Here is a 20,927-nt window from a genome sequence, read left to right as displayed (position 1 = left end):
GGACCGTTTTTCAATCATCATGATTCATTTTTCCCTTGCTCCGTTAGCAAGCTCACCAATTCATCCGCGTGAAGGCGCCCAAAGTAACGGGGCACATCAAGCTGATCAAACACCATCGTTACCGCGGCTTTATCATACTGCACGCCAACCAATGCCGTTTCGACATCGTGAATGTCTGCCTGCCCAAAGAAATCACCCGTGATCTGCATCGCCTTAATGTGACCGGCCGTTACATCGAAGGCAAACATAACAGTTCCTGCGTCAAAATGACGGCGGCGGGTCACACTAAAGGCTGGTGATTCGCCGTAAATCCAGTCCCAATTCTTAAAGTAGCGGTCCTCCAGGTCATGAATACCTGCCCACGCTTCGTCATCCAGTTTATAAGCATGTGCGACTGTCAAATCTGAAACACCGAGAATTTTCTTCGCTAACGTATCCCGAAATGCTTCAATGCTGAGGTGTTGTTCAGCTGAATCAAAGAACGGTTTCAGGTTTGTGACCCGACTTCTAACGGATTTGATTCCCTTTGATGCCATCTTGTCTGCCGGAACGTTTAACGCCTTCGTCAGCACCGATTGATCGACGTCGTACATCAATGTTCCATGTGAAAACAACCGCCCGTTTTCGGCGTGCATGGCGTTCCCAGAAAACTTACGGCCATCGATCGTGAGATCGTTCCGGCCCGTCATGGCAGCCCCTGTAGCCCCCATCTCATGAAGTGCCTGAATCACAGGATCGGTAAACCGTTTAAAGTTCCCCACCGCGTCACCATCGTCTTTAGTGATGAAGCTAAAGCTCACGTTTCCTAAGTCATCATAAACGGCCCCACCGCCAGAAGTCCGGCGTGTCAGGATGATTTCATGCTGGTCCACGTACGCCTGATTGATTTCTGCCAAAACGTTTTGATACCGCCCCACGATGATACATGGTGAATTAATGTAAAAGTATAAAATCGGTTCATCCAACTGTGCATGTTCCATCAAATAAGTTTCAATTGCCAAGTTTTCTCGAATATCACGGCCTGGACTCACTAGGTACCGCATGTGATCACCCCTTACGTTTGATAGGCTCATTGTACGACTTTTCTGGGGCGTTGGAACACCTGCCAGTGTATTGTCATCTAACGCAAATAGGGACGCATAGGCGGTTACCTATGCGTCCCTATTCATGTTATCTGTCCGGGTTTAACCGCACACTGTTTTAATCTGCTGAAAGTGATTCGATTGGATCCAATTTGGCAGCCTGATGTGATGGTGCCATCGCTGCCAGCAGGCTGATGATGATGCTTGCCAGTAAGCCAAACGTGATGTAACCGGCCGTCATCTGGATGATGCTGAAGTGAATGGCCGCACCCGCCACGTGATTGATCAACAGTTCAACCAACCATGCGAGGATGATCCCAACAACAGCACTAAACAGCCCGATAAAGAAGGCTTCTGATACGAACAGGTTTCGAATGTCGCGACGACGAACCCCAAGGGCCCGCAGAACACCGATTTCCTTTGTCCGTTCTGAAACGCTGATGTACAGCACCACAATAATCATGATTGCTGAGACCAGCAGTGAGATTGCCGCAATTCCAGCCAGAACGTAGAAGGCCAGTGAAATGTACGTGTTCAGCGAATCAAGGATCGCACCAACACCCGTAATGGTGAAGGCGGTCTTACCGTTCGTCTTCATGCTCTTGATCTTGTCCTGAACGGACTTAGTCGTCTGAACGTTACTTGTATCAACCGTTGCGAAGTTTGGCCGTAACGTTGCGTTATTGGCCTTATACATGGATTCTAACGTCCCGTATGAAACGGCTGGTGTCCCAGAGTTGATGATTCCTGAAACTTTCAACTTCTGCGTCATGGCAATTGGCTGGTTGTTATCGCCCATGGCCGTCGCACTGAACGTTACTGTCTTACCAACCAGTGATTTGTAGTTACTCTTGTTCAACTTCTTTGCGACATCCTTGGTTAACAGGATCTCATTTTTACCAGGCTTTGAACCGGTCTTAATGTCAGAGGCTTTTTCCGTCTTATTCCATGTTTGGAATTGGAACATCCGCTGCGTCTTACCGCTATAGTCAACCTGGGCCCCATTAGCGATGTAGTAACCAGGCACAACGTCATCGACACCCTTGACCTTCTTCATCCGGTCACGGTCAGCCTTGGTCACTTCCACAGCCTTGACCGTTTCCTGACTGGTCTTCTTGGCGACCTGAACGGCCGTTGGGTTGATTTGACTTTCAATTTGATCATTCATGTACCCCTTAACCCCGTTCCCAAGGGACAGCATTAAGATGACACTGAAGATCCCAATCGCACCACCAAAGATGATCAACAGGTTCCGTTTGGTGTTGTAACGCATGTGTTGCAAACTCATCTTCAACGTTGACCGGAAGCTCAGGTGCTTAGTCTTCGTTGACAATTGTGGGCCTTCAACAGGGAACGGATCCTTCAACTGACGGTCTTCGTTGATTTTCCCGTCTTCCATGTGCACGATCCGGGTGCCGTGGTTCGCCACGTCCTGACTATGCGTAACACAGATCACCAACTTACCGCTCTCAGCGATGCCGTCCATCAATTCCAAGATTTCCTTGGTGTTTTGTGAATCCAACGCACCGGTTGGTTCATCCGCAATGATGATGTCAGGGTCGGAGGCTAACGCCCGGGCAATGGCAACACGTTGCTTTTGACCACCTGAAATCTGGTTAGGATACTTGTGGATGTGGTCGCCTAAACCCACTTGTTTCAGCAGGTTTGTGGCCCGTTCAACCTGTTCGTGGTGGGACAAGTTGGTCATTTCCAAGCTCACCATAACGTTGTCCAGCAACGTTAAGTGACTGATCAGGTTAAAGCTTTGGAAAATGAACCCAATTGTTTGCCGACGGTAGCTGTCAAGGTCACTTTCCTTGGCGGCATGCATGGACTTGCCTTCTAGCAGTACGTCCCCTTCGTAGGCGTGATCCAGTCCCCCGATGATGTTCATCAACGTTGACTTCCCACCACCAGATTCCCCCAGAATGGAAACAAATTCGCCACGTTCAAATTTCAAACTAATCCCTTTCAGGACTGGGAATGGCTCTTTGCTCATGTAGTAGGATTTATGAATATCCTTCAACTCTAAAAAGCTCACGGTTATACCCTCTCAATTTCTTTTTGTAGGTCTTTCAAATTGGCTCTAACCTTACCAAATGCCCCCACGTTTAACAATTGATTTTTGTCATAAATCACCCAACGTTACACTTTCTTAAAGAATTGTTTCCGATGGAAAGATATGTGAAACAACCATTCATGGACTTAAGCATTTTCCTTAATTCACTAAAGATGTTTAAGCTTTTATTAGAACCTTAACTTGTGGCCCCGCTACCCATTCACAGCAACGCTTTGCAATGCTAGGATACAGTTAAAATCATATTTTGGTGGTGGAGCTCCATGAAATCGTTCGGCAGTTTTTTTATTCATCGTGCACATAATAATCAGGGGAAAGTCGCCATTGAAATTGGCATGGACACAAAAAAGCCGCTTCTCGTCAACGCCTTTTCCCGAAGTTTAGCAGCCGTTGACCACATCACGGTCAACTATTCAGCCGCAGAAATCGTCGTCCAGTCAACCGATCGCGGTGAACTCACCATGCGTGAATACATGCTGGTGGATGACGAAAGTTACTACGCAAATGTGCAGGAAAACGATCGCACATTAAGCATCAATGCTGGCGCAAGACCGGCGCGCGATAACCTCCGAATCCGTATTGAGCTCGACATTCCCGCCGCGTATCACGGCCGGTTAGAAATCAGTTCTGTTAGCGGCCCCATCAAACTAACGAACCTACACCACCTTCGAAGTTTAGCCATCAGTTCAACAAACGGGCCCATTACCCTCCTTGATCTGTCCATGACCTGCTTGACCATCGATTCCGTGACGGGCAACATCCAGGGCGAAGATCTTACCGCAGACATGTACACGATCGACGCCATGAGTGGTAACGTGACCCTCATGAACACCAAAGGGGCCTACGCTATTCACTGCGCTGCTGGGGCTTTAAAGTTAAACGATGCCCATGGCCACGGTAAGTTCACGGTCACTAGTGGAAGCGCCAAGCTGGCCTTTACCGACGTTGACGGCAACTTATCCGCCGAATCATCCGCTGGTTCCGTTCGTTTACAGGTTCCCCGCGCGTTGGCTTACAGTTTTAACCTTGAAACGTCCATTGGAAGCTTAAAAACACCAGAAATGGCCCACTTTGCAAACAACGAACGCAGTTATCAAACGGGCGCTGTCGGCGGCCCCTCAGACATCACGATCAGCATGTTAACGGTTGTTGGGTCACTCGCTTTAGAAGCACGATAACCTTTTGCTTTTCAATAAAAAAAACGGTGGTTAAAACCGGGCTTAATTGGCCCCGTTTTAACCACCGTTTTTGTTTACGCTTCAAACAGCGTCTTAACCCAGTCTTGTTCTGACTGCCGAAAACGCGAACAGAAGCGCAGGCTTCGACTCATCTAAGAGAAACACCCCCTTCATGAACAAAGAACGTCCATAAAGGGGGTGTTTCTCTTAGATGAGGGAGCCTAAACGCGCTTCAGTTCGCTCTCCTTATTTTCTAAACATCTTAAATTGCAGGAACAGATCGTTATACAATCCCGTGTCCTTCACACCCAGATCCTGATAGATCTGCGTATTCTTCACCACACTAGCGCTTGGATAAAATTCCTTATCGTTACGCACCGCCGCTGGCAACAGTTTCTCTGCCGCACTGTTGGGCGTTGAATACCCAACGTAGGCCGCGTTTTGTTTAGCATTTTCTGGTCGGTTCATAAAGTTGATGAACGCGTAAGCCGCCTTCACATGTTTGGCCGTCTTTGGAATCACAAAACTATCCACCCAGAGGTTCGTGCCCTCTTTCGGAATGACATAGTGCAGGTGATCATTGTTACTGATCATCTCCGCTGCATTGCCAGAGTAGGTCACGGCCACAGCGGCCTCATTTTGCTCCATGTACATCATGATCTCATCATCTAAAACGGCCTTCACGTTTGGTGTCAGCGTCGTTAGCTTGCGCTCCGCCGCGTTTAGTTGCGTCGTGCTAGTCGTGTTCACCGAGTGACCCTGGGCCATTAACGCCATCCCCAGAATGTCTCTGGACGAGTCCACCAACATAATGTTGTCCTTGAACTGTGGCGACCACAGATCATTCCAGCCGGTAATGGTCCCGGGTTTCACAAATTTATCGTTATAAACAATCCCCAGCGTTCCCCAAAAGTATGGAACCGAGTATTCATTGTGCGGATCAAACGCCAGATTTTTAAACTGCGGCGAGACGTTGTTCATCCCCGTTAACTGCCGTTGATCCAACTTTTTCAACAGGTGATCGGCCTTCATCCGCTGAACCATGTACTCACTCGGCACGGTCAAATCATACGAGGTGCCACCCTGCTTGATCTTAGTAAACATTGATTCGTTACTATCAAACGTTTGGTAAGAAACGTGAATCCCCGTTTCATGTTCAAACTTTTTAATTAATGCCGGGTCGATATAATCGCCCCAGTTATAGAGGTTTAGCACGTTGTCGCCAGTCCCCGTGATACCTTGTGACCGCTGGAGGTGCTGTGACATCACCGCTAGCCCTGCACTAATTGCTAAAACTGCAATCACCAAACTCATTAGCCGTTTCATTTGATCACCGCCTCAGTTTGTTCATTACGCAAGCGGTTCTTCACCTTCCGGCTCTGGTGTGCCTGACCAAACACATAGTACCCCGCAATGAGCACTAACGAAACAAGGAACCACAACGCTGACAACGCGTTGATCTCAAGGTCGACCCCCTGCCGCGCACGCGAGTAAATTTCCACGGATAGCGTTGAGAAGCCGTTTCCTGTTACAAAGAACGTGACAGCAAAGTCATCCAACGAATAGGTGATTGCCATGAAGAAACCCGCTAAAATACCGGGCATGATGGCTGGTAAAATCACGCGTGTCAACGTTTGCCACGCATTTGCACCTAAATCAGCCGCGGCTGAAATCATTGAGGCGTTCATTTCGTTTAGCTTTGGTAGGACCAACAACACAACGATCGGAATGGAAAAGGCAATGTGGCTAAGCAACACTGACACAAAGCCCAGTCGCAGCCCTAACATCGTGAAGAAAATCAGAAAACTGGCCCCGATGATGACGTCGGGTGAGACCATCAAAATATTGTTAAACGATAACACCGTTTGCCGAATGGCCCGGTGCCGGGTCTCATAAACGGCCAATGCCCCCGCCGTCCCGACAATCGTCGCGCATAACGACGACAGGAGGGCCACAATTAGCGTGTTTAAGACGATTTGAAGTAACCGGGGGTCATTAAACAGCGTTTGGTAATGCGCCCACGTAAAGCCCTGAAAATGGCCCATCGTGTTGCCCTTGCTAAATGAGTACAGCACCAAGAATAGAATCGGTGCGTACAAAATGACGAAGACCACGATCAGATAGGTGCGCGCCCACCCTGATAATTTACTTTTCATGGCGTTTGGCCCCCTTTCTCCGTTCGCCAGTAACCAGCATCGTTAGCAACATGGCCACAATTAGGACAACCCCAATCGTGGACCCCATGCCCCAGTTTTGGGTAACCAGGAAGTGCTGTTCAATTGCAGTCCCCAGCGTAATCACACGGTTTCCCCCAATCAAGCGGGTAATCATGAATAGTGATAGTGACGGGATAAAAACAGCTTGAACCCCTGCCTTCACGCCATCCAAGGTCAACGGAAAGATGACCCGACTAAACGTTTGCCACGGACTGGCCCCTAAATCGCGGCTGGCATTCACATACGATGGTTTTAGCTCTGCAATCGCGTTGTAGATTGGAAGAATCATAAACGGAATTTCAATGTAGGTCGCCACGAACAAAAAGCTCGCGTCTGTAAACAGGAGTTGCTTTGGGCCAATCCCAACTAGGGACAAAAAACTATCTACGGACCCACTGCGTGAAAGCAGGCCAATAAAGGCGTACGTCTTTAATAAGAGGTTGATCCACGTAGGTAAAATGATCAAAAGAAGCCATAACTGTTTATGCTTTAATTGATTCAGTAAATACGCCGTTGGGTAACTGATCAAAAGGGTGATCAGCGTAATCAAAAAGGCGTACCACACGGAGTTAAACGTCATTTTCAGGTACACACTGGACTGAAAATACGTGGCGTAGTTTCCTAACGTTGCGTGCCCCGCAACGTTGAAAAATGATTGATAAACAATCAGGATCACCGGTGCGACCACAAACAGTGCAAGCCACAAGCCATACGGAATGTAATAAAAAAGTTTATTCTGTTTCACCGGTCTGATTCCTCACCTTCATACGTTTCCAGCCGAGCATCAAAATCTTCCTCGGACTCGTTAAACCGCATGACGTGAATGTCCTCCGGATCAAAGAACAGGCCCACTTGAGCCCCCACTTCCGTTCGGTGAATGGATTGGATGCGCCACGGATTACCCGTTTCATCGTGGCCGGTAATTTCAAAGAACACGCCGCGAAACAGCTGCGTATCAACCGTAATATCCAGCATCCCCTGATCCACCGTGGTGATGTCTAAGTCTTCAGGTCGAAGGACAACCTCAACCGGCTCATTTGGCTTCATCCCGGCGTCCACACAATCAAACTCCTTACCGGCAAACATGACCCGGTAATCACGAACCATTCGCCCACGAACAATGTTACTTTCACCAATAAAATCAGCGACAAAGTGGTTGATTGGTTCATCATAAATGTCCACTGGCGTTCCGGTTTGTAAGATTTGGCCGCTGTTTAACACAAAAATTTCATCACTCATGGCCAAGGCCTCTTCCTGGTCATGCGTCACAAAAATAAACGTGATTCCCAACCGTTGTTGCAATGCACGAAGCTCATACTGCATTTCTTTACGAAGTTTCATGTCTAACGCTGACAGCGGTTCATCAAGCAACAAGACGTCCGGTTCATTGACGATGGCACGCGCAATCGCCACCCGCTGCTGCTGACCGCCAGATAGTTCGTTGATTTCGCGGTTTTCAAAACCAGATAATTGCACCATTTTTAGCGCATCCAGGACCCGGGTTTTCATTTCCGCCTTCGCCACTTTACGCAAGGTCAACGGAAAGGCCACGTTATCAAAAACGTTTAAATGCGGAAATAATGCATAATCCTGAAAGACCGTGTTTACTTTTCGCTTATTTGCCGGGACGTCGTTGATCCGTTTGCCGTCAAAGAGGACGTCCCCACTGGTGGCATCCGTAAAGCCCGCAATCAGCCGCAAAATTGTGGTTTTCCCACAACCAGACGGGCCGAGGAGCGTATAAAATTTTCCTTGTTCAATTTCAAAATCAATCCCTTTAAGAACCGTGGTGTCATCGTAGCGCTTCACGATGTTCTTAAATTCAATAATGGTTTTTGCCAAGCGTGTTCCCTCCATCACCATTAAATCTGCACTCTCATGCGGTTTCTATCGGCTTTCATAGTACCCGAAAATAACGTAAATAACTAGCAAATTTCATGACGTCCGTTAAGTGTTAACGCCATGTAATAAATCCACCTGACCCCGCGCAGGATCAAGTGATCATCGTTGAATGGTTCTGACTGCCGAAAACGCGATTAAACCGTCAGTCCTCTTCTCATCTAACGTAAAAGCGCACCCACGGACAAAGAGCGTCCGTACTAGTTCTGACTGCCGAAAACGCGATTAAACCGTCAGACCTCTTCTCATCTAACGTAAAAGCGCACCCACGGACAAAGACCGTCCGTAGGTGCGCTTTTACGTTACCTGAGTAGGCCTAAACGGCGTTTTAATCGCTCTCCTAACCTACTTGATATAAACGTCGCGGAAGAACAATGACGTTCCGTTTGGATCAATCGTTAAGCCCTTGACGTCTGGTCGTTGCATGTACACGTAAGCGCCCTGGAAGACCGGTGCCGCAAACGCGTCATTCTTTACAATCTGATGTTCAGCATCCTTTAAGACTTCCCACCGCTTCGTTGGGTTCGTTGCGTAAGTCGTGTTCGCTTCCGCCACGTCCTTCAAGTACGTTGGGTTCTTGTAGTCATCATCCAAGTGGTATGCCCCACCATCCGTAATGAATTGGTAAGGATCTTGGTAATCAGGACTCCAAATTCCGTAAATGATGTCGAATTGGTAATTATGACCGAAGTTTAACCGCTGCTTCAACGGCACTTCACGCACGTTGATCTTCAATCCTGGCAAGGTCTTTTCGTACGAGCTCTGCATGAATTCTGCGACAGCCTTTGATTCTGGTGTATCAGCTGATAAGAATTCCAACGTGAGGTTTTTCTTCCCTAGTTCACGGAGCCCTTCCTTAAATTCCTTTTGAGCATACTTCTTGTCGTACGGTGTCAAATCGCCACTGTACTTCCGGAAGTCTTCACCGTTTGCGTTTGAAACAAAGTTAGCCGGAACCATCCCGTTCAGCGGTGTGGACCCATCCTGTAACACGTTATTCGTTAATTGCGACTTATTGAAGCCCGTTGCCAGCGCCCGCCGAATGTGCACGTTTGCCGTTGCCGCCCGCTTCGTATTGAAGTTAAGGTACCCAATGGCCGGAATTTTCCGACTGTGGTAGCCCTCACGCCCCTTATACTGCTTGACGTATTCATTATCGAGATCAATAAAGTCGAGCTTACCTGATTGATACAGGTTTGCCGCGGTACTTTCAGACTTAACCGTCGACATGGAAATCTTCTTGATCTTCACGTCCTTGGCGCCCCAGTAGTCGTTGTTCTTTACAAACGTCCACTTGTCGTTTGTTCCCGTCCAACCGGTCACTTTAAACGGCCCGTTGTAAATGGCGTGTTCAGAGCTCGTCCCGTAGGCAGCCCCCTGTTTCTTAACGTACGCTTCATCCTGTGGTGCGTACGGTGCCGTTGCCAATAATTGGTTCAGGTACGTGATCGGGTTTGCCAACGTCACTTGCAACGTGCGTTTGCCCAGTGCTTTGACCCCTAAATCAGAAAGGGGCTTTTTCCCAAGCCGAACATCCTGACCATTGGCCAATGCGTCCATGTTTTGTGAGTTTGGTGACCCTGTTGTGGGATCAACCACCTTCTGCCATGCGTACACATAGTTGGCGGCTGTTACGTCATCGCCGTTCGTCCACTTGTTCTTTCGCAGCGTAAACGTGTACACCTTTTGATCCTGTGATACCTTCACGGATTCTGCGCCCGCTAACACTGGTTTTCCATCCTTACCAATTCGGTACAAGCCCTCAATTGAGTTTTGGATGGCTTCGCCAGAACTGATGTCAGAATATTTGTTACTGTTCAACGTTGCTAATGCGTCAACGGTCCCAATTCGAAAATTATTCTTACTGGTTGTTGCCTGCTTATTATTGCCACATGCTGCTAACGTAACTGCCGCTACGATAAGCATTGCAGCCACACTCATGATGCGTCCGGTTTTCTTTAACTGTAAACGTCCCACACTCTTCGCCCCGTACTTTCTTTACGAATTATTTTTTAATGATGGCTATAATTAATATTCACACTGTTCTAACTGGTTACACACGTTCAGACAACATCGTTTCATCTTCGCTTAACCTCCATAATGACAACATAAAAGGCCCGACCAACAAGTGGTCGAGCCTAGTTTACCTCGTCTAATTAACCACGACGCTGTAACCTAGATGCCCACCTGTTGAACCACACTAAAACAAGCACACAGACATTGTGTACAAGTAGCAGATTCAACAAGGTTCATTGTGGACATCATCATGGTTACCTCCCGTAATTTCCTACCGTTAAACTTACTGAACATAAGTGCAAAAGTCAATAAAATTCTTTCCGATCGTTAGCTGATCCGCTTCAAAAAAGAAAGCGCTATAATGAATTATATCTTTTTGCCTCAAGGAGTATTCACATGAAAAATAATCAATTTGCTCGCCTCGACGTCGATTATTCGACCGCTCTTACAGAGCTCCAGCACGTGCACTTTTATGACGATGTTATTGCCCATACCCCCACAGGTACATTTGCTTACCGATTACTCTTACGGAAAGCGTTTCTTGATGTGACCACAGGAAGCGCGTTTGACATTAAACTCGCTGGCTTTCTGGCCACACCAACAATGGATTTAGCGACTTGGCTTGACCAAGAACAACCGGTTACCAGTGACGTCTTTTATCGAGTTGCCCTGCAACTTCTCGGGTTTTTAACGCCCGTTGACTTTGATCTTGCTGATCCACTGACCGCCATGAACCGCATCCAATTGCCTGTTCACCCAAGCGCCACCACCGACTGGACAAAAGAAGATGTGCTCGCTGCATGGTACTTACTGCTCACCACCCACAACAAGAACGGGCAAACTTACCTAGACCAGCTTGCTGTTAACGGCTACTTCGTTCCGTTTTATGATCTTCCTGCATCAGAAAAGCCACTGTTCTTTAACGGAAAGGCCCAGCCAGTTTTTGATCAGGCAACCCTTATTCGCGAGGTTGTGTACGTGGAAAGTGACGTTGATAGCGATCACGACGGTCATCTTGACCTCCTAAAGGCCGAAATTCTTCGCCCACTGGACACCAATACTGGTTTAACGGTCCCGGCCCTCTATACCGCAAGTCCGTACAACCAAGGGGTCAACGACGAGGCTGGCGACGCACTCATGCACGACATGAACGTGCCGCTAACCCAAAAGCCGGTGTCCACGACAACTGAGGCTGACTTTGCGCCGGTAGCGGCGCCTGATCCACTCCCTGCACCACGGAGCGTTGCTGGTCACACGACCGTCGCTGAAGAAACGTTTGGGCGTGAAAAAAGCTATACCCTGAACGATTACTTCTTGGCCCGTGGCTTTGCCGTCGTTTATGCAGCTGGCATTGGGACCATTGATTCTGACGGGGTTCAAACATGTGGTTCAGAGGAACAAACAAAAGCCACAACGGCCGTTATTGAATGGTTAAACGGCTCACGTAAAGCCTTTACTAACCGTCAGGATAACATCGCCATCACCGCCTGGTGGTGTAATGGCAGCATTGCAATGACCGGCCGCTCTTACCTTGGGACGTTAGCCACAGCGGCGGCCACGACGGGCGTCAAGGGATTGAAAACGATCATCTCTGAGGCCGCCATTTCTTCATGGTATGACTATTATCGTGAAAACGGCTTAGTTGTGGCCCCCGGTGGGTTTCCTGGTGAAGACGCTGACGTCCTCGCGGTGGAAACGTTTAGTCGGATGAAACGTCCCGCTGATTATTACGCCATCAAACCATTTTTCGATGCGCAAATGGCCGCAATGGCGACCGCGATGGATCGTGAATCCGGCAATTATAATGCCTTTTGGGATGAACGCAATTATCGAAAGAACATTGATAACATCACCGCAGACATCGTGATGGTCCACGGCTTAAACGACTGGAACGTCAAACCACGTAACGTTGAGCGTTTATGGGCTGGTTTGCGTCATGTTCCCGTCGCCAAAAAGCTCATTCTTCATCAAGGCCAACACATCTATATCAACGCCTTTCGGTCCCTCGACTTTACCGACATGATGAACCTCTGGTTGAGCCACGAACTGTACGGAGTGGATAACGGCGCCGTGGAACAACTCCCAGATGTGTTGATCCAGGATAACCTCACGCCAGAAACCTGGACGCCAGCGACCGATTGGGCAAACGAAACCCAGCCTACCCACCGTTATTACTTTGCCAATGACGAATTGAGCGACGTTCCAGCTAATCACGGCGCCCAATCATTCAGTGATCAGTTACCCGAAGAAACGTTTGCCCACTACGCCGCTCACAACAGCGCCTGGGAAACGGACTTGCTAACGCCCACTAAGAACGCCCTCGACCAAAATCGGCTCTTAATGCGCTCCGCACAGCTCAATGAGCTACAAGTCATCGACGGTAACCCCACCGTTCACGTTACCGTGGCGGTTAACCAGCCATTAGGCCTTTTGAGCTTCCAACTGGTCGATTATGGTGACGCTAAACGCCTCAATGAAACGCCAACCACCCTTGATCCTCATGGCCTCGATCTTGGCTTCCACTGGCGTGATGATAATCTTCGCGAATTCATGCTGGCGAGCCAAGCGACTCCGTTTAAGATGATTACTAAGGGCCACATCAACCTTCAAAATCGCCGGCACCCATGGCAAAACGAAGAACTCAAGCCCAATGAATTTTACGATGTCGACATTGAACTTCAGCCCACCTTCTACCGTGTGCCAGCGGGTCATCAGCTTGGCCTTGTTGTGTATGCAACTGATTTTGGGATGACAGTTCGTGGCAACCAGGATTTGCGCTACTCCATTGCGTTAGATCATAGTTATGTGGATGTTCCGCTCCACTAACAGCATTTTTAAAAGCACCGGCATTCTCTAAGTTAGAGAATGCCGGTGCTTTACTTTCATCTGCTTCTAAACGCGAGCCAAGCCGCAGACCCCCGTCTCATCTAAGCAAAACCAGGCACTCCATGTAAAAATCACCATGAAGCGCCTGTCGTTGCCGCTTCTAAACGCGAGCCAAGGCGCAGACCTCTGCTCATCTAAACAAAAACAGGCACTCCATGGAAAAATCACCATGAAGCGCCTGTCGTTGCCGCTTCTAAACGCGAGCCAAGGCGCAGACCTCTGCTCATCTAAGCAAAACCAGGCACTCCATGGAAAAATCACCATGAAGTGCCTGTCGTTGCCGCTTCTAAACGCGAGCCAAGGCGCAGACCTCTGCTCATCTAAGCAAAACCAGGCACTCCATGGAAAAATCACCATGAAGCGCCTGGTTTTGCTTACCTGAGTGGGCCTAAACGCGCCTTGGCTCGCTCTGTTTTAAAATTCCACGATGCCGTTTACACCGATTAGCTTGCCATCCCAATCCGTCGCCTTATGGGCGTCAATTTGTTGAATTAAATCAACCGCCACAGAAACCGGTTGGCCGCCCTTTCGTGCCGGACTACTTGCAATTTCGCCTGGTGTCACCGCGCGAAATTGCACCGCACCGGCCAGTTCGTTTTGGAACAGCACCGTCATGGCATTAACGCTCATCCGCGATAATCGTTGCCCCAATCCCGTTGTTGGCTGTTCCGTCGCAAAGTTTGTGAACGTTGCTAGCTGATCTGACATACTGATCACCATTCCGTGAGCCGCCTGAAGCCAGGGCAGCATTTGTTGCGTGACCAAGTACGTTCCTAAAACGTTCACGTCAAACGTTTGTCGTAAACTTTCTGCATCCTCATGACTGGCTAACACATCGTGGTCATCAAAGATTCCCGCATTATTAATCAGCAGATCCAACTGGCCAAACTGTTGTCCGACCCATTGAGCTGCCTGCATAACACTTCCCTGATCCAACAAGTCGATCTGAAGCAGCCGTGCTTGACCACCATTAGCGCGCAAATGGTCGATGGCCTCTAACCCCCGGTCTAAGTCACGGGTTCCGACCAGCACCAAATCACCGTCTGCAACGTATTTTTCAGCCAATGCGTACCCAATGCCGCGAGTCGCACCGGTAATTAACACCGTCTTTGCCATCTAACTTCTCCTTTTATACCCGCTAATTATCCGGCTAAGGCTGCCCAGACAACCAAAACTAATTCCAACAATGCCCGTAAACTATGGTTCCGCCAATTAACGGTCCCGTGTTCACCTCTGTCAATTAAGTAATTAATGATCGAAACCACGACACAGCCGGCAAATAGCAACACAACACCTAACAACCGGTCACTTTTGAACAGCACCTGACACAAAATCATAATTCCCCCAACCAATAACCACAGTTGGTACTGTTGAGCCGGCCGGCTCGACTTTCGTTGGGCCGCAACGATCACCCAGATTCCATAGATTGCGATGGCAAAGGTCACTAGAACTGAAAAAAACTTCATCATGTGTTTAACATCCTCACTTTATTTTGTGGTTAGTATCGTTGAACGATAATCGTTCACTGGTGCAAGGTTTAACCCAGAATTAGTCGTCAATAACCAGTCCCGAACCGCCGTCACCCGTGAATGTTTAATCGTGGTTGCGTGCTCAAAATGCGGCAACGCTAGTGCGCTTAAATTATCACCCGGATACCCCAACGAATTAACCAGAACATCTTGGTAACTCATCGTATCAGGGTGCGCATTAATGTAATCCACTGCTTGATTATAGGCCGTTATAAACGCCTTGACGGCAGCCGCGTGCTTGGTCAACATCTGTTGTGAAAAGATGATCCCCGTATCCGCCTGCCCCGCCGTTGTTTGGGCAATCGTTCGTGCGCCATCACGGCGGCTGCGACTTGCATTGGGATCCGTTAACGTTACCGCTCCCGCCGTTTGGTTTGTCAACGCGGTCATTAATTCCGTTTCACTTCCAGCCGTCTTAATGGCCACCGTCTTCGCGTTGACCTTTTGCTCATCTAGCAATTCACTCAGTGCGTAAGCCTGTGTCGAATTAGCCAGGGTTCCGACCGTTGCGTGCTTTAAGTCTGTCAATTTGGTGACCGTATCTGTTGTGGTCATCACCGCCACATAATTGGTTGCTGAGGCGACCACCTTTCCTGTGGGTGACGTGCCGCTTGTGGTCATGAATTCTGGCAGGCCGCTGATCGCCCCGTTAAATTGGCCCGTGTTCACACCACTGACACGGTCGGCTGGTTGCGCTACGTTTGTTAAGTTCACCCGCAAATGCTGCGCCCCAAAGTAGCCCTGAGTCTCAGCAACGTAAACCGGCAAGGCATCAATGGATGGTCCCACCGCAAAATTTAGGTTGGTTTGCTTTGGTGATGCCGTTGTGGCTGACGGTTTCTGGTGATTACCGCAGGCCGTTAGCCCCAGTAAACCGACGCAAAGACTAATGCCAACAACAACCCACCGACTAACCTTGTTCATCGTGGGGGGCCTCCACTGTGGTCTTCGTCGGATAAAACACTTCAACGGATGGTTGCTCAACCACTGGCTTCAAAACACCACCGTCAGCCGGTGGATACGTTTGTTGATCCGCTTTAGCGGGTAAAATCGCCAGCAATGTCACGATCAGTTGCCCGATGCTCCCCGTTAAAATCAGGGCGGACCACCAACCACTCAGCGCCTGATCATGTAACCGGCGTGCCGTTAACGATAAAATCGGAATTAATAATGATAAGTACACAATGCCCGCTAATCCAATTAAACTACCCGCTGTTGCATTATCAAGGCTTGTTCCACCAGCCGCTTGCACCGCAAACCCACGGGCCATCATCCAAAACACGCCAACGACAAGCCACACTGCACCATAGGCAACGGAAAAAATCATCCAGGCCAGTCGCGACCACAGATAGTTGCCCCGTGACGTCGTCTGTTTGAAGTTGAAAAAGTTATGCCACATCATGCTAAACGCGTTTGCAAGGATCCCGTGCACGTATCCGTTTCGATCCACAACGGCCGGCACTGGCTCACCATCTGGTGACATCATCTGATACCATGGCGCCCGTGAATCTTTGGTCGCCTCCGGTAATGCATGCAAAACGATCATGTGAACGCCTGGCAGCACCATCAACCACTGGTAACGACCCGGCAGATTAATGCTGTGTAACCGACGAACCGACATGCTTAGGTACGGTAAAAATTGGGCGATGTAAAAAAGGTCTAATACTAGTCGTAACGGCACCGCCACTGTGTTGCTCAAACTAAATCCGGCAGATAACACCGTTGCCATCACGATGGTCATCACCACCATGCCAATCATGGCTGCCCAAAAGTCACGTCGCCGTGTCTTGCCATGATAATTAAAGGTTTCCCGCCAACTGGCCGCATAATTTGCCCAGACATTCATGTCCGCACACCCTTTCCTCACTAATGAATAGCTTTATTTTAGCGGAGTTAGTTGCAGATTGCACAATTATTCCCCGAAATGTCACGTTTTTCCCTCAAAACGCGGCAGTCGTTTAAAAACGTGATAAACTAATATCATTACACGAAGGAGGCTGACCCCATGAAACAAGGAACCACCATCATGACGCTCGATAACGGGTATCACTTATGGACAAACACACAGGGCACTGGCGACATTCACTTACTATGTCTGCACGGAGGCCCTGGTGGGACCCACGAATACTGGGAAAACTTTGCCGAAGAACTCGGTAAGCAAGGCCTAAATGTGACCGTTCACATGTACGATCAACTTGGGTCATTTTATTCAGACCAACCTGACTATTCAGATAAAGCAACTTCTGACAAATACTTAACCTATGAGTACTTCTTGGAAGAAGTTGAAGAAGTTCGGCAAAAGCTTGGCATCGACAACTTTTACTTGATCGGTCAAAGTTGGGGTGGCTTGCTTGTTCAAGAATACGCCGCCAAATACGGTGACCACTTGAAGGGTGCCATCATTTCATCCATGGTTGATGAGATTGACGAATACGTGACTAACATCAACAAGGTTCGTGAAGACGCCTTACCAGCAGAAGAAGTGGCCTTCATGAAGGAATGTGAAGCCAAGAACGACTACGATAACGATCGTTACCAAGCCGATGTGGACGTCTTAAACGACGGCTACGTAGACCGGAAGAAGCCAGCGGCCATTGCGCACCTGATTTCAACCATGGCAACCCCCGTTTACAACGTTTTCCAGGGTGATAACGAATTTGTCATCACCGGTAAGCTGAAGGACTGGCACTTCCGTGATCGCTTAAAGGACATCACGGTGCCAACGTTAATTACGTTTGGTGAACATGAAACCATGCCCGTTGAGACCGCGAAAACCATGCAGAAGTTGATTCCGCATGCCCGCCTGGAAACAACGCCAGATGGTGGCCACCACCACATGATCGATAATGCTCCCGTTTACTTTGATCACCTGGCTAAGTTCATTAAGGACGTTGAAAACGACAGCTTTAATGACTAACCATCCACATGATTAAATGAATCGCCAAAAGACTAACCGCCAGCATGACTGGCAGTTAGTCTTTTTTTACGCCGCTAACAGTGTGTTACGATAGAATGAGCACTTTTATAAAGGGGAGATTTTTCATGCTAGCCATTACGATTGCCATCGCGATTGGGATTGCCCTACCGATGGAGACCGCCATTAATTCACGGTTACAAGGGGTCTTAAAGTCACCGTACTTCGCGTCCTTCATGTCATTTTTCATGGGGACCATTTTACTCACGATCCTGTTGCTTATAACAAGTCATTCACTCATCATTGCACCACACTTTATTGCTAGCCAACCATGGTGGATCTGGCTTGGCGGGGTGTTAGCGGTTGTTTATCTAACCGGAAACATCCTCCTGTTCCCAAAACTTGGGGGCATCCAAACCGTCCTCATGCCAATTCTCGGAGAAATTTTGATGGGGTTGCTCATTGACGGCTTCGGTTGGTTTGCCAGCACCCGCTACCCAATCACGTGGCTCCGGTTGGTCGGGGCCCTGTTAATGATTGCCGGCTTCGTTTGCGCCGTTGTGTTACCCGATCGAAGTCGGAAAAGCACGTATCAACGGTCAGCGGACCATCCCAATCGTGGTCGCGGTGCTTGGCAACTACTAGGCATCGTTTTTGGGGGCTTTGCAGCGTGCCAGACAGCCGTTAACGGTCATCTTGGGTATTTACTCCACTCACCCATTCAGGGCGCTTACGTGAGCTTTCTGATTGGAACGGTGCTGTTACTCATCACCGTGCTCATTCAAAATCACGGGCTTCGGCTCCCGGTCGGTGCGATTTCACGCCACCCCTGGTGGATCTGGTTTGGTGGGTTCATTGGGGCCCTCTTTGTTCTTGGAAACGTCTACCTGGTGCCCATCATCGGAACCGGTCTAACCGTGGTCATCGTTTTGTTTGGCCAAATCATTGGGGGGCTTGTGGTTGATCAGTTTGGTCTGTTCGGTGCTAAACGTAATCCGATCGTCTTTCTCCAAATTGTGGGGCTCCTGATCATGATCGTTGGTGTCTTGTTGATCAAATTATTCTAACTAAATTAAAAAAGCTGTCATCAAGGACCGTTAGCGGCGATTCGCCACTAACGCCATCTTGATGACAGCTTTTTTGATTGATCAGGCTTCAACATCCTCACTTTCAGATGTTTCTTGATGTGATTGGATCACTTCCAAGAATGCCTCACCATATTTATCCAGTTTATTTTGGCCCACACCCTTAATACTTAGCATGGCCAACGTTGATTGCGGGAGATCCTCACAAAAGGCTTGTAATGTCTTATCCGAAAAGATCACGTACGGTGGCACGTGTTGCTGTTCCGCAAAGTCCATCCGTAATTGGCGCAAACTTTCAAATAGATCATCATCAACTGAAACCGTTCGTTTGGCTTTAACTGCACCGCGGCGAAGCACCTTTGCTTGTCCCTTCAGGACGCTGCCCCCAAGGTCGCTCACGTGAAGCGTTGGGTACTCACCACCCAATTGTTGCAAATAACCACTACTCGTCAAATAGTCGATCAGGTCGCTCACTTCCTTTTGCGACCGCTCTTTCATCAACCCATATGTGGACAATTCATTGAAGTGCTCCTTCAAGATCCGTTGCACTTTCGAGCCGGTGAGGACCTGAGCAATCAGGGCCTTTCCGTACCGTTCACGCATCCGTAACACGCAGGAAAGAACTTTTTGCGCATCCACCGTGATGTTCACCTGATCACGCTCATCCAAACAGTTCCCACAGTGTCCACAAGCCGGTGACGCCTCACCAAAATACTTCAAAATGAACTGCTGCAAACAGCCCTCCGTGTTGGCATACCGCGACATTTCCTGTAATTTCAGGTATTCCCGTGTTTTAAACGTGGGGTCCATGTCTGACTGATCAATGAAAAAGTGTTGAACCTGAAGGTCAGATGGTTGGTACAGCAAAATGGCTTCACTCGGCAAACCATCACGACCAGCCCGGCCAGCTTCTTGATAGTACGCTTCAAGGTTGCCGGGCACCTGAAAGTGGATAACAAAACGCACGTTACTTTTATCGATCCCCATTCCAAATGCATTGGTTGCAACCATCACCTGGACCCGATCGTATAAGAAGGCCTCTTGACTCTGGTTGCGGTCTGATTCGCTCATACCACCATGATACATGCCAGCGGCAATGCCCTTGTGTTGAAGGAGCTGGCTAACCCGTTCCACTTCTTTACGTGTACTTGCATAGACGATCCCAGCAGCCTTAGGGTTGACCTTCAGGTACTCCAGCAAAAAGGCTTCTTTATTCTGCCCCTTAACCACCTGAAACGACAGGTTGTCCCGGGCAAATCCCGTGCTGACTTCATTTTGCGGATCAATGTTCAACCGAGCCATAATGTCCACAGCCACCTTGCTTGTTGCCGTGGCCGTTAACGCCACCACCACTGGATGGGACGGAAACTGGTGGACAGTGTTCATCAAGTTTAGGTAGCTGGGCCGAAAATCATGACCCCACTGGGAAATACAATGGGCCTCATCGATGGCAAGCTGCACGATGTTTAACTCACTCAGTTCGGCCAAGAACCGTTCATCATCAAGTCGTTCTGGCGCTAAATACAGCAACTTCACCTGATCTAACGCAGCTTGTTGTAAACGATATTCAATCTCTTGGTAGTCTAACGTACTGTTGATAAACGTTGCGGCGATCCCGTTTTCGTTTAACGCGTCCACCTGATCCTTCATTAAGGAAATCAGCGGTGAGACAACCACTGTCAGCCCTGGCAGAAGTAACGCCGGAATTTGGTAACAGAGGGATTTTCCACCCCCCGTTGGCATAACGGCCAGGACGTTTTCATGGTTCATGATTTTATTAATAATCGTGTCTTGTCCAGGCCGGAAACTGTCGTACCCAAACTTATCCTTTAGCACACTTAAGGCTGTCTCAGTCATGTTCTCCTCTTTCTCATCCGCTTCGTCTGTCATTCAATTATACAAGCCTTCTGAGAAAGTACAATGATCGGCCCTTTTCCAAAATCATTGCACATAAAAACGGCATTTACGGAAAGTCCACGCCGTAAATGCCGTTGTTTTAATCCTTATGGTGATCACTCTTCATTACGCGCTCACGCCAAAATAAG

General features: G+C 48.7%; 17 protein-coding genes. 5 read left to right on the top strand and 12 right to left on the bottom strand.

Annotation, left to right across the window (positions count from 1 at the left end):
• Positions 1–17: 17 nt before the first annotated feature.
• The gene (locus tag ACRYI5_RS08290; protein ID WP_448224951.1) at positions 18–1,043 is read right to left on the bottom strand and encodes a lipoate--protein ligase; all 1,026 of its coding nucleotides are present in this window, start codon (positions 1,041–1,043) and stop codon (positions 18–20) included.
• 157 nt (positions 1,044–1,200) lie between these two features.
• Positions 1,201–3,123: an ABC transporter ATP-binding protein/permease gene (locus ACRYI5_RS08285; RefSeq protein ID WP_448224950.1), complete on the bottom strand. Its 1,923-nt coding sequence runs from the start codon at positions 3,121–3,123 to the stop codon at positions 1,201–1,203.
• 299 nt (positions 3,124–3,422) lie between these two features.
• On the opposite strand from ACRYI5_RS08285, the gene ACRYI5_RS08280 reads away from it, so the two are divergent.
• Entirely contained in the window at positions 3,423–4,337 is a 915-nt protein-coding gene (locus ACRYI5_RS08280) for a DUF4097 family beta strand repeat-containing protein (protein ID WP_407880071.1), read from the top strand.
• Positions 4,338–4,583: 246 nt separating this feature from the next.
• Here the strand turns inward: ACRYI5_RS08280 and ACRYI5_RS08275 are convergent, their stop codons facing one another.
• The 5 genes from ACRYI5_RS08275 to ACRYI5_RS08255 all read right to left on the bottom strand — a co-directional run bounded on the left by ACRYI5_RS08275 (position 4,584) and on the right by ACRYI5_RS08255 (position 10,429).
• Positions 4,584–5,663 (bottom strand): ABC transporter substrate-binding protein, encoded by a 1,080-nt coding sequence (locus tag ACRYI5_RS08275; protein WP_407880073.1) that lies wholly within the window; start codon positions 5,661–5,663, stop codon positions 4,584–4,586.
• A complete protein-coding gene (locus ACRYI5_RS08270) occupies positions 5,660–6,493 on the bottom strand; it encodes an ABC transporter permease (RefSeq protein ID WP_448224949.1) in 834 nt (277 codons plus the stop codon). The genes ACRYI5_RS08275 and ACRYI5_RS08270 overlap by 4 nt, the downstream gene beginning before the upstream one ends.
• Positions 6,483–7,298 (bottom strand): ABC transporter permease, encoded by an 816-nt coding sequence (locus ACRYI5_RS08265; protein ID WP_407880076.1) that lies wholly within the window; start codon positions 7,296–7,298, stop codon positions 6,483–6,485. Before ACRYI5_RS08265 ends, ACRYI5_RS08270 begins: the two co-directional genes overlap by 11 nt.
• Entirely contained in the window at positions 7,295–8,395 is a 1,101-nt protein-coding gene (locus ACRYI5_RS08260; protein ID WP_407880077.1) for an ABC transporter ATP-binding protein, read from the bottom strand. Before ACRYI5_RS08260 ends, ACRYI5_RS08265 begins: the two co-directional genes overlap by 4 nt.
• A 402-nt stretch (positions 8,396–8,797) precedes the next feature.
• Positions 8,798–10,429, bottom strand: a complete 1,632-nt coding sequence (locus ACRYI5_RS08255; RefSeq protein ID WP_448224948.1) for a peptide ABC transporter substrate-binding protein — start codon at positions 10,427–10,429, stop codon at positions 8,798–8,800.
• Positions 10,430–10,864: 435 nt separating this feature from the next.
• Here ACRYI5_RS08255 and ACRYI5_RS08250 point away from each other — a divergent pair, with 435 nt between their 5' ends.
• Together ACRYI5_RS08250 and ACRYI5_RS08245 are read left to right on the top strand one after the other, a co-directional pair.
• Positions 10,865–13,294, top strand: a complete 2,430-nt coding sequence (locus tag ACRYI5_RS08250) for a Xaa-Pro dipeptidyl-peptidase (protein ID WP_448224947.1) — start codon at positions 10,865–10,867, stop codon at positions 13,292–13,294.
• A 136-nt stretch (positions 13,295–13,430) separates the two neighbouring features.
• The gene (locus ACRYI5_RS08245) at positions 13,431–13,736 is read left to right on the top strand and encodes a hypothetical protein (protein WP_448224946.1); all 306 of its coding nucleotides are present in this window, start codon (positions 13,431–13,433) and stop codon (positions 13,734–13,736) included.
• Between the two features lie 32 nt (positions 13,737–13,768).
• Here the strand turns inward: ACRYI5_RS08245 and ACRYI5_RS08240 are convergent, their stop codons facing one another.
• From ACRYI5_RS08240 to ACRYI5_RS08225, 4 genes are read right to left on the bottom strand one after another with little or no spacing between them, the layout of a single operon-like run.
• A complete protein-coding gene (locus ACRYI5_RS08240; RefSeq protein WP_407880081.1) occupies positions 13,769–14,470 on the bottom strand; it encodes an SDR family NAD(P)-dependent oxidoreductase in 702 nt (233 codons plus the stop codon).
• A 26-nt stretch (positions 14,471–14,496) separates the two neighbouring features.
• Complete coding sequence (locus tag ACRYI5_RS08235; protein WP_407880083.1) at positions 14,497–14,823, bottom strand: hypothetical protein; 327 nt, start codon at positions 14,821–14,823, stop codon at positions 14,497–14,499.
• Between the two features lie 18 nt (positions 14,824–14,841).
• Complete coding sequence (locus ACRYI5_RS08230) at positions 14,842–15,807, bottom strand: ABC transporter substrate-binding protein (RefSeq protein ID WP_448224945.1); 966 nt, start codon at positions 15,805–15,807, stop codon at positions 14,842–14,844.
• Positions 15,794–16,729 carry a DUF805 domain-containing protein gene (locus ACRYI5_RS08225; protein WP_448224944.1) on the bottom strand — a complete coding sequence of 312 codons (936 nt, stop codon included), beginning with the start codon at positions 16,727–16,729 and terminating at the stop codon, positions 15,794–15,796. Before ACRYI5_RS08225 ends, ACRYI5_RS08230 begins: the two co-directional genes overlap by 14 nt.
• A 159-nt stretch (positions 16,730–16,888) precedes the next feature.
• On the opposite strand from ACRYI5_RS08225, the gene ACRYI5_RS08220 reads away from it, so the two are divergent.
• Both ACRYI5_RS08220 and ACRYI5_RS08215 read left to right on the top strand, forming a co-directional pair.
• Complete coding sequence (locus ACRYI5_RS08220) at positions 16,889–17,800, top strand: proline-specific peptidase family protein (protein ID WP_448224943.1); 912 nt, start codon at positions 16,889–16,891, stop codon at positions 17,798–17,800.
• A gap of 125 nt (positions 17,801–17,925) precedes the next feature.
• Positions 17,926–18,864, top strand: coding sequence for a DMT family transporter (locus ACRYI5_RS08215; protein WP_448224942.1), 939 nt, complete (start codon positions 17,926–17,928; stop codon positions 18,862–18,864).
• Between the two features lie 81 nt (positions 18,865–18,945).
• Here the strand turns inward: ACRYI5_RS08215 and recQ are convergent, their stop codons facing one another.
• Complete coding sequence (gene recQ / locus ACRYI5_RS08210) at positions 18,946–20,739, bottom strand: DNA helicase RecQ (RefSeq protein ID WP_448224941.1); 1,794 nt, start codon at positions 20,737–20,739, stop codon at positions 18,946–18,948.
• Positions 20,740–20,927: the final 188 nt, after the last annotated feature.

Source organism: Furfurilactobacillus sp. WILCCON 0119 (assembly GCF_053471565.1).
Note: the sequence above shows the minus strand (reverse complement) of the source record. Positions and strands in the feature narration are given on the sequence as shown.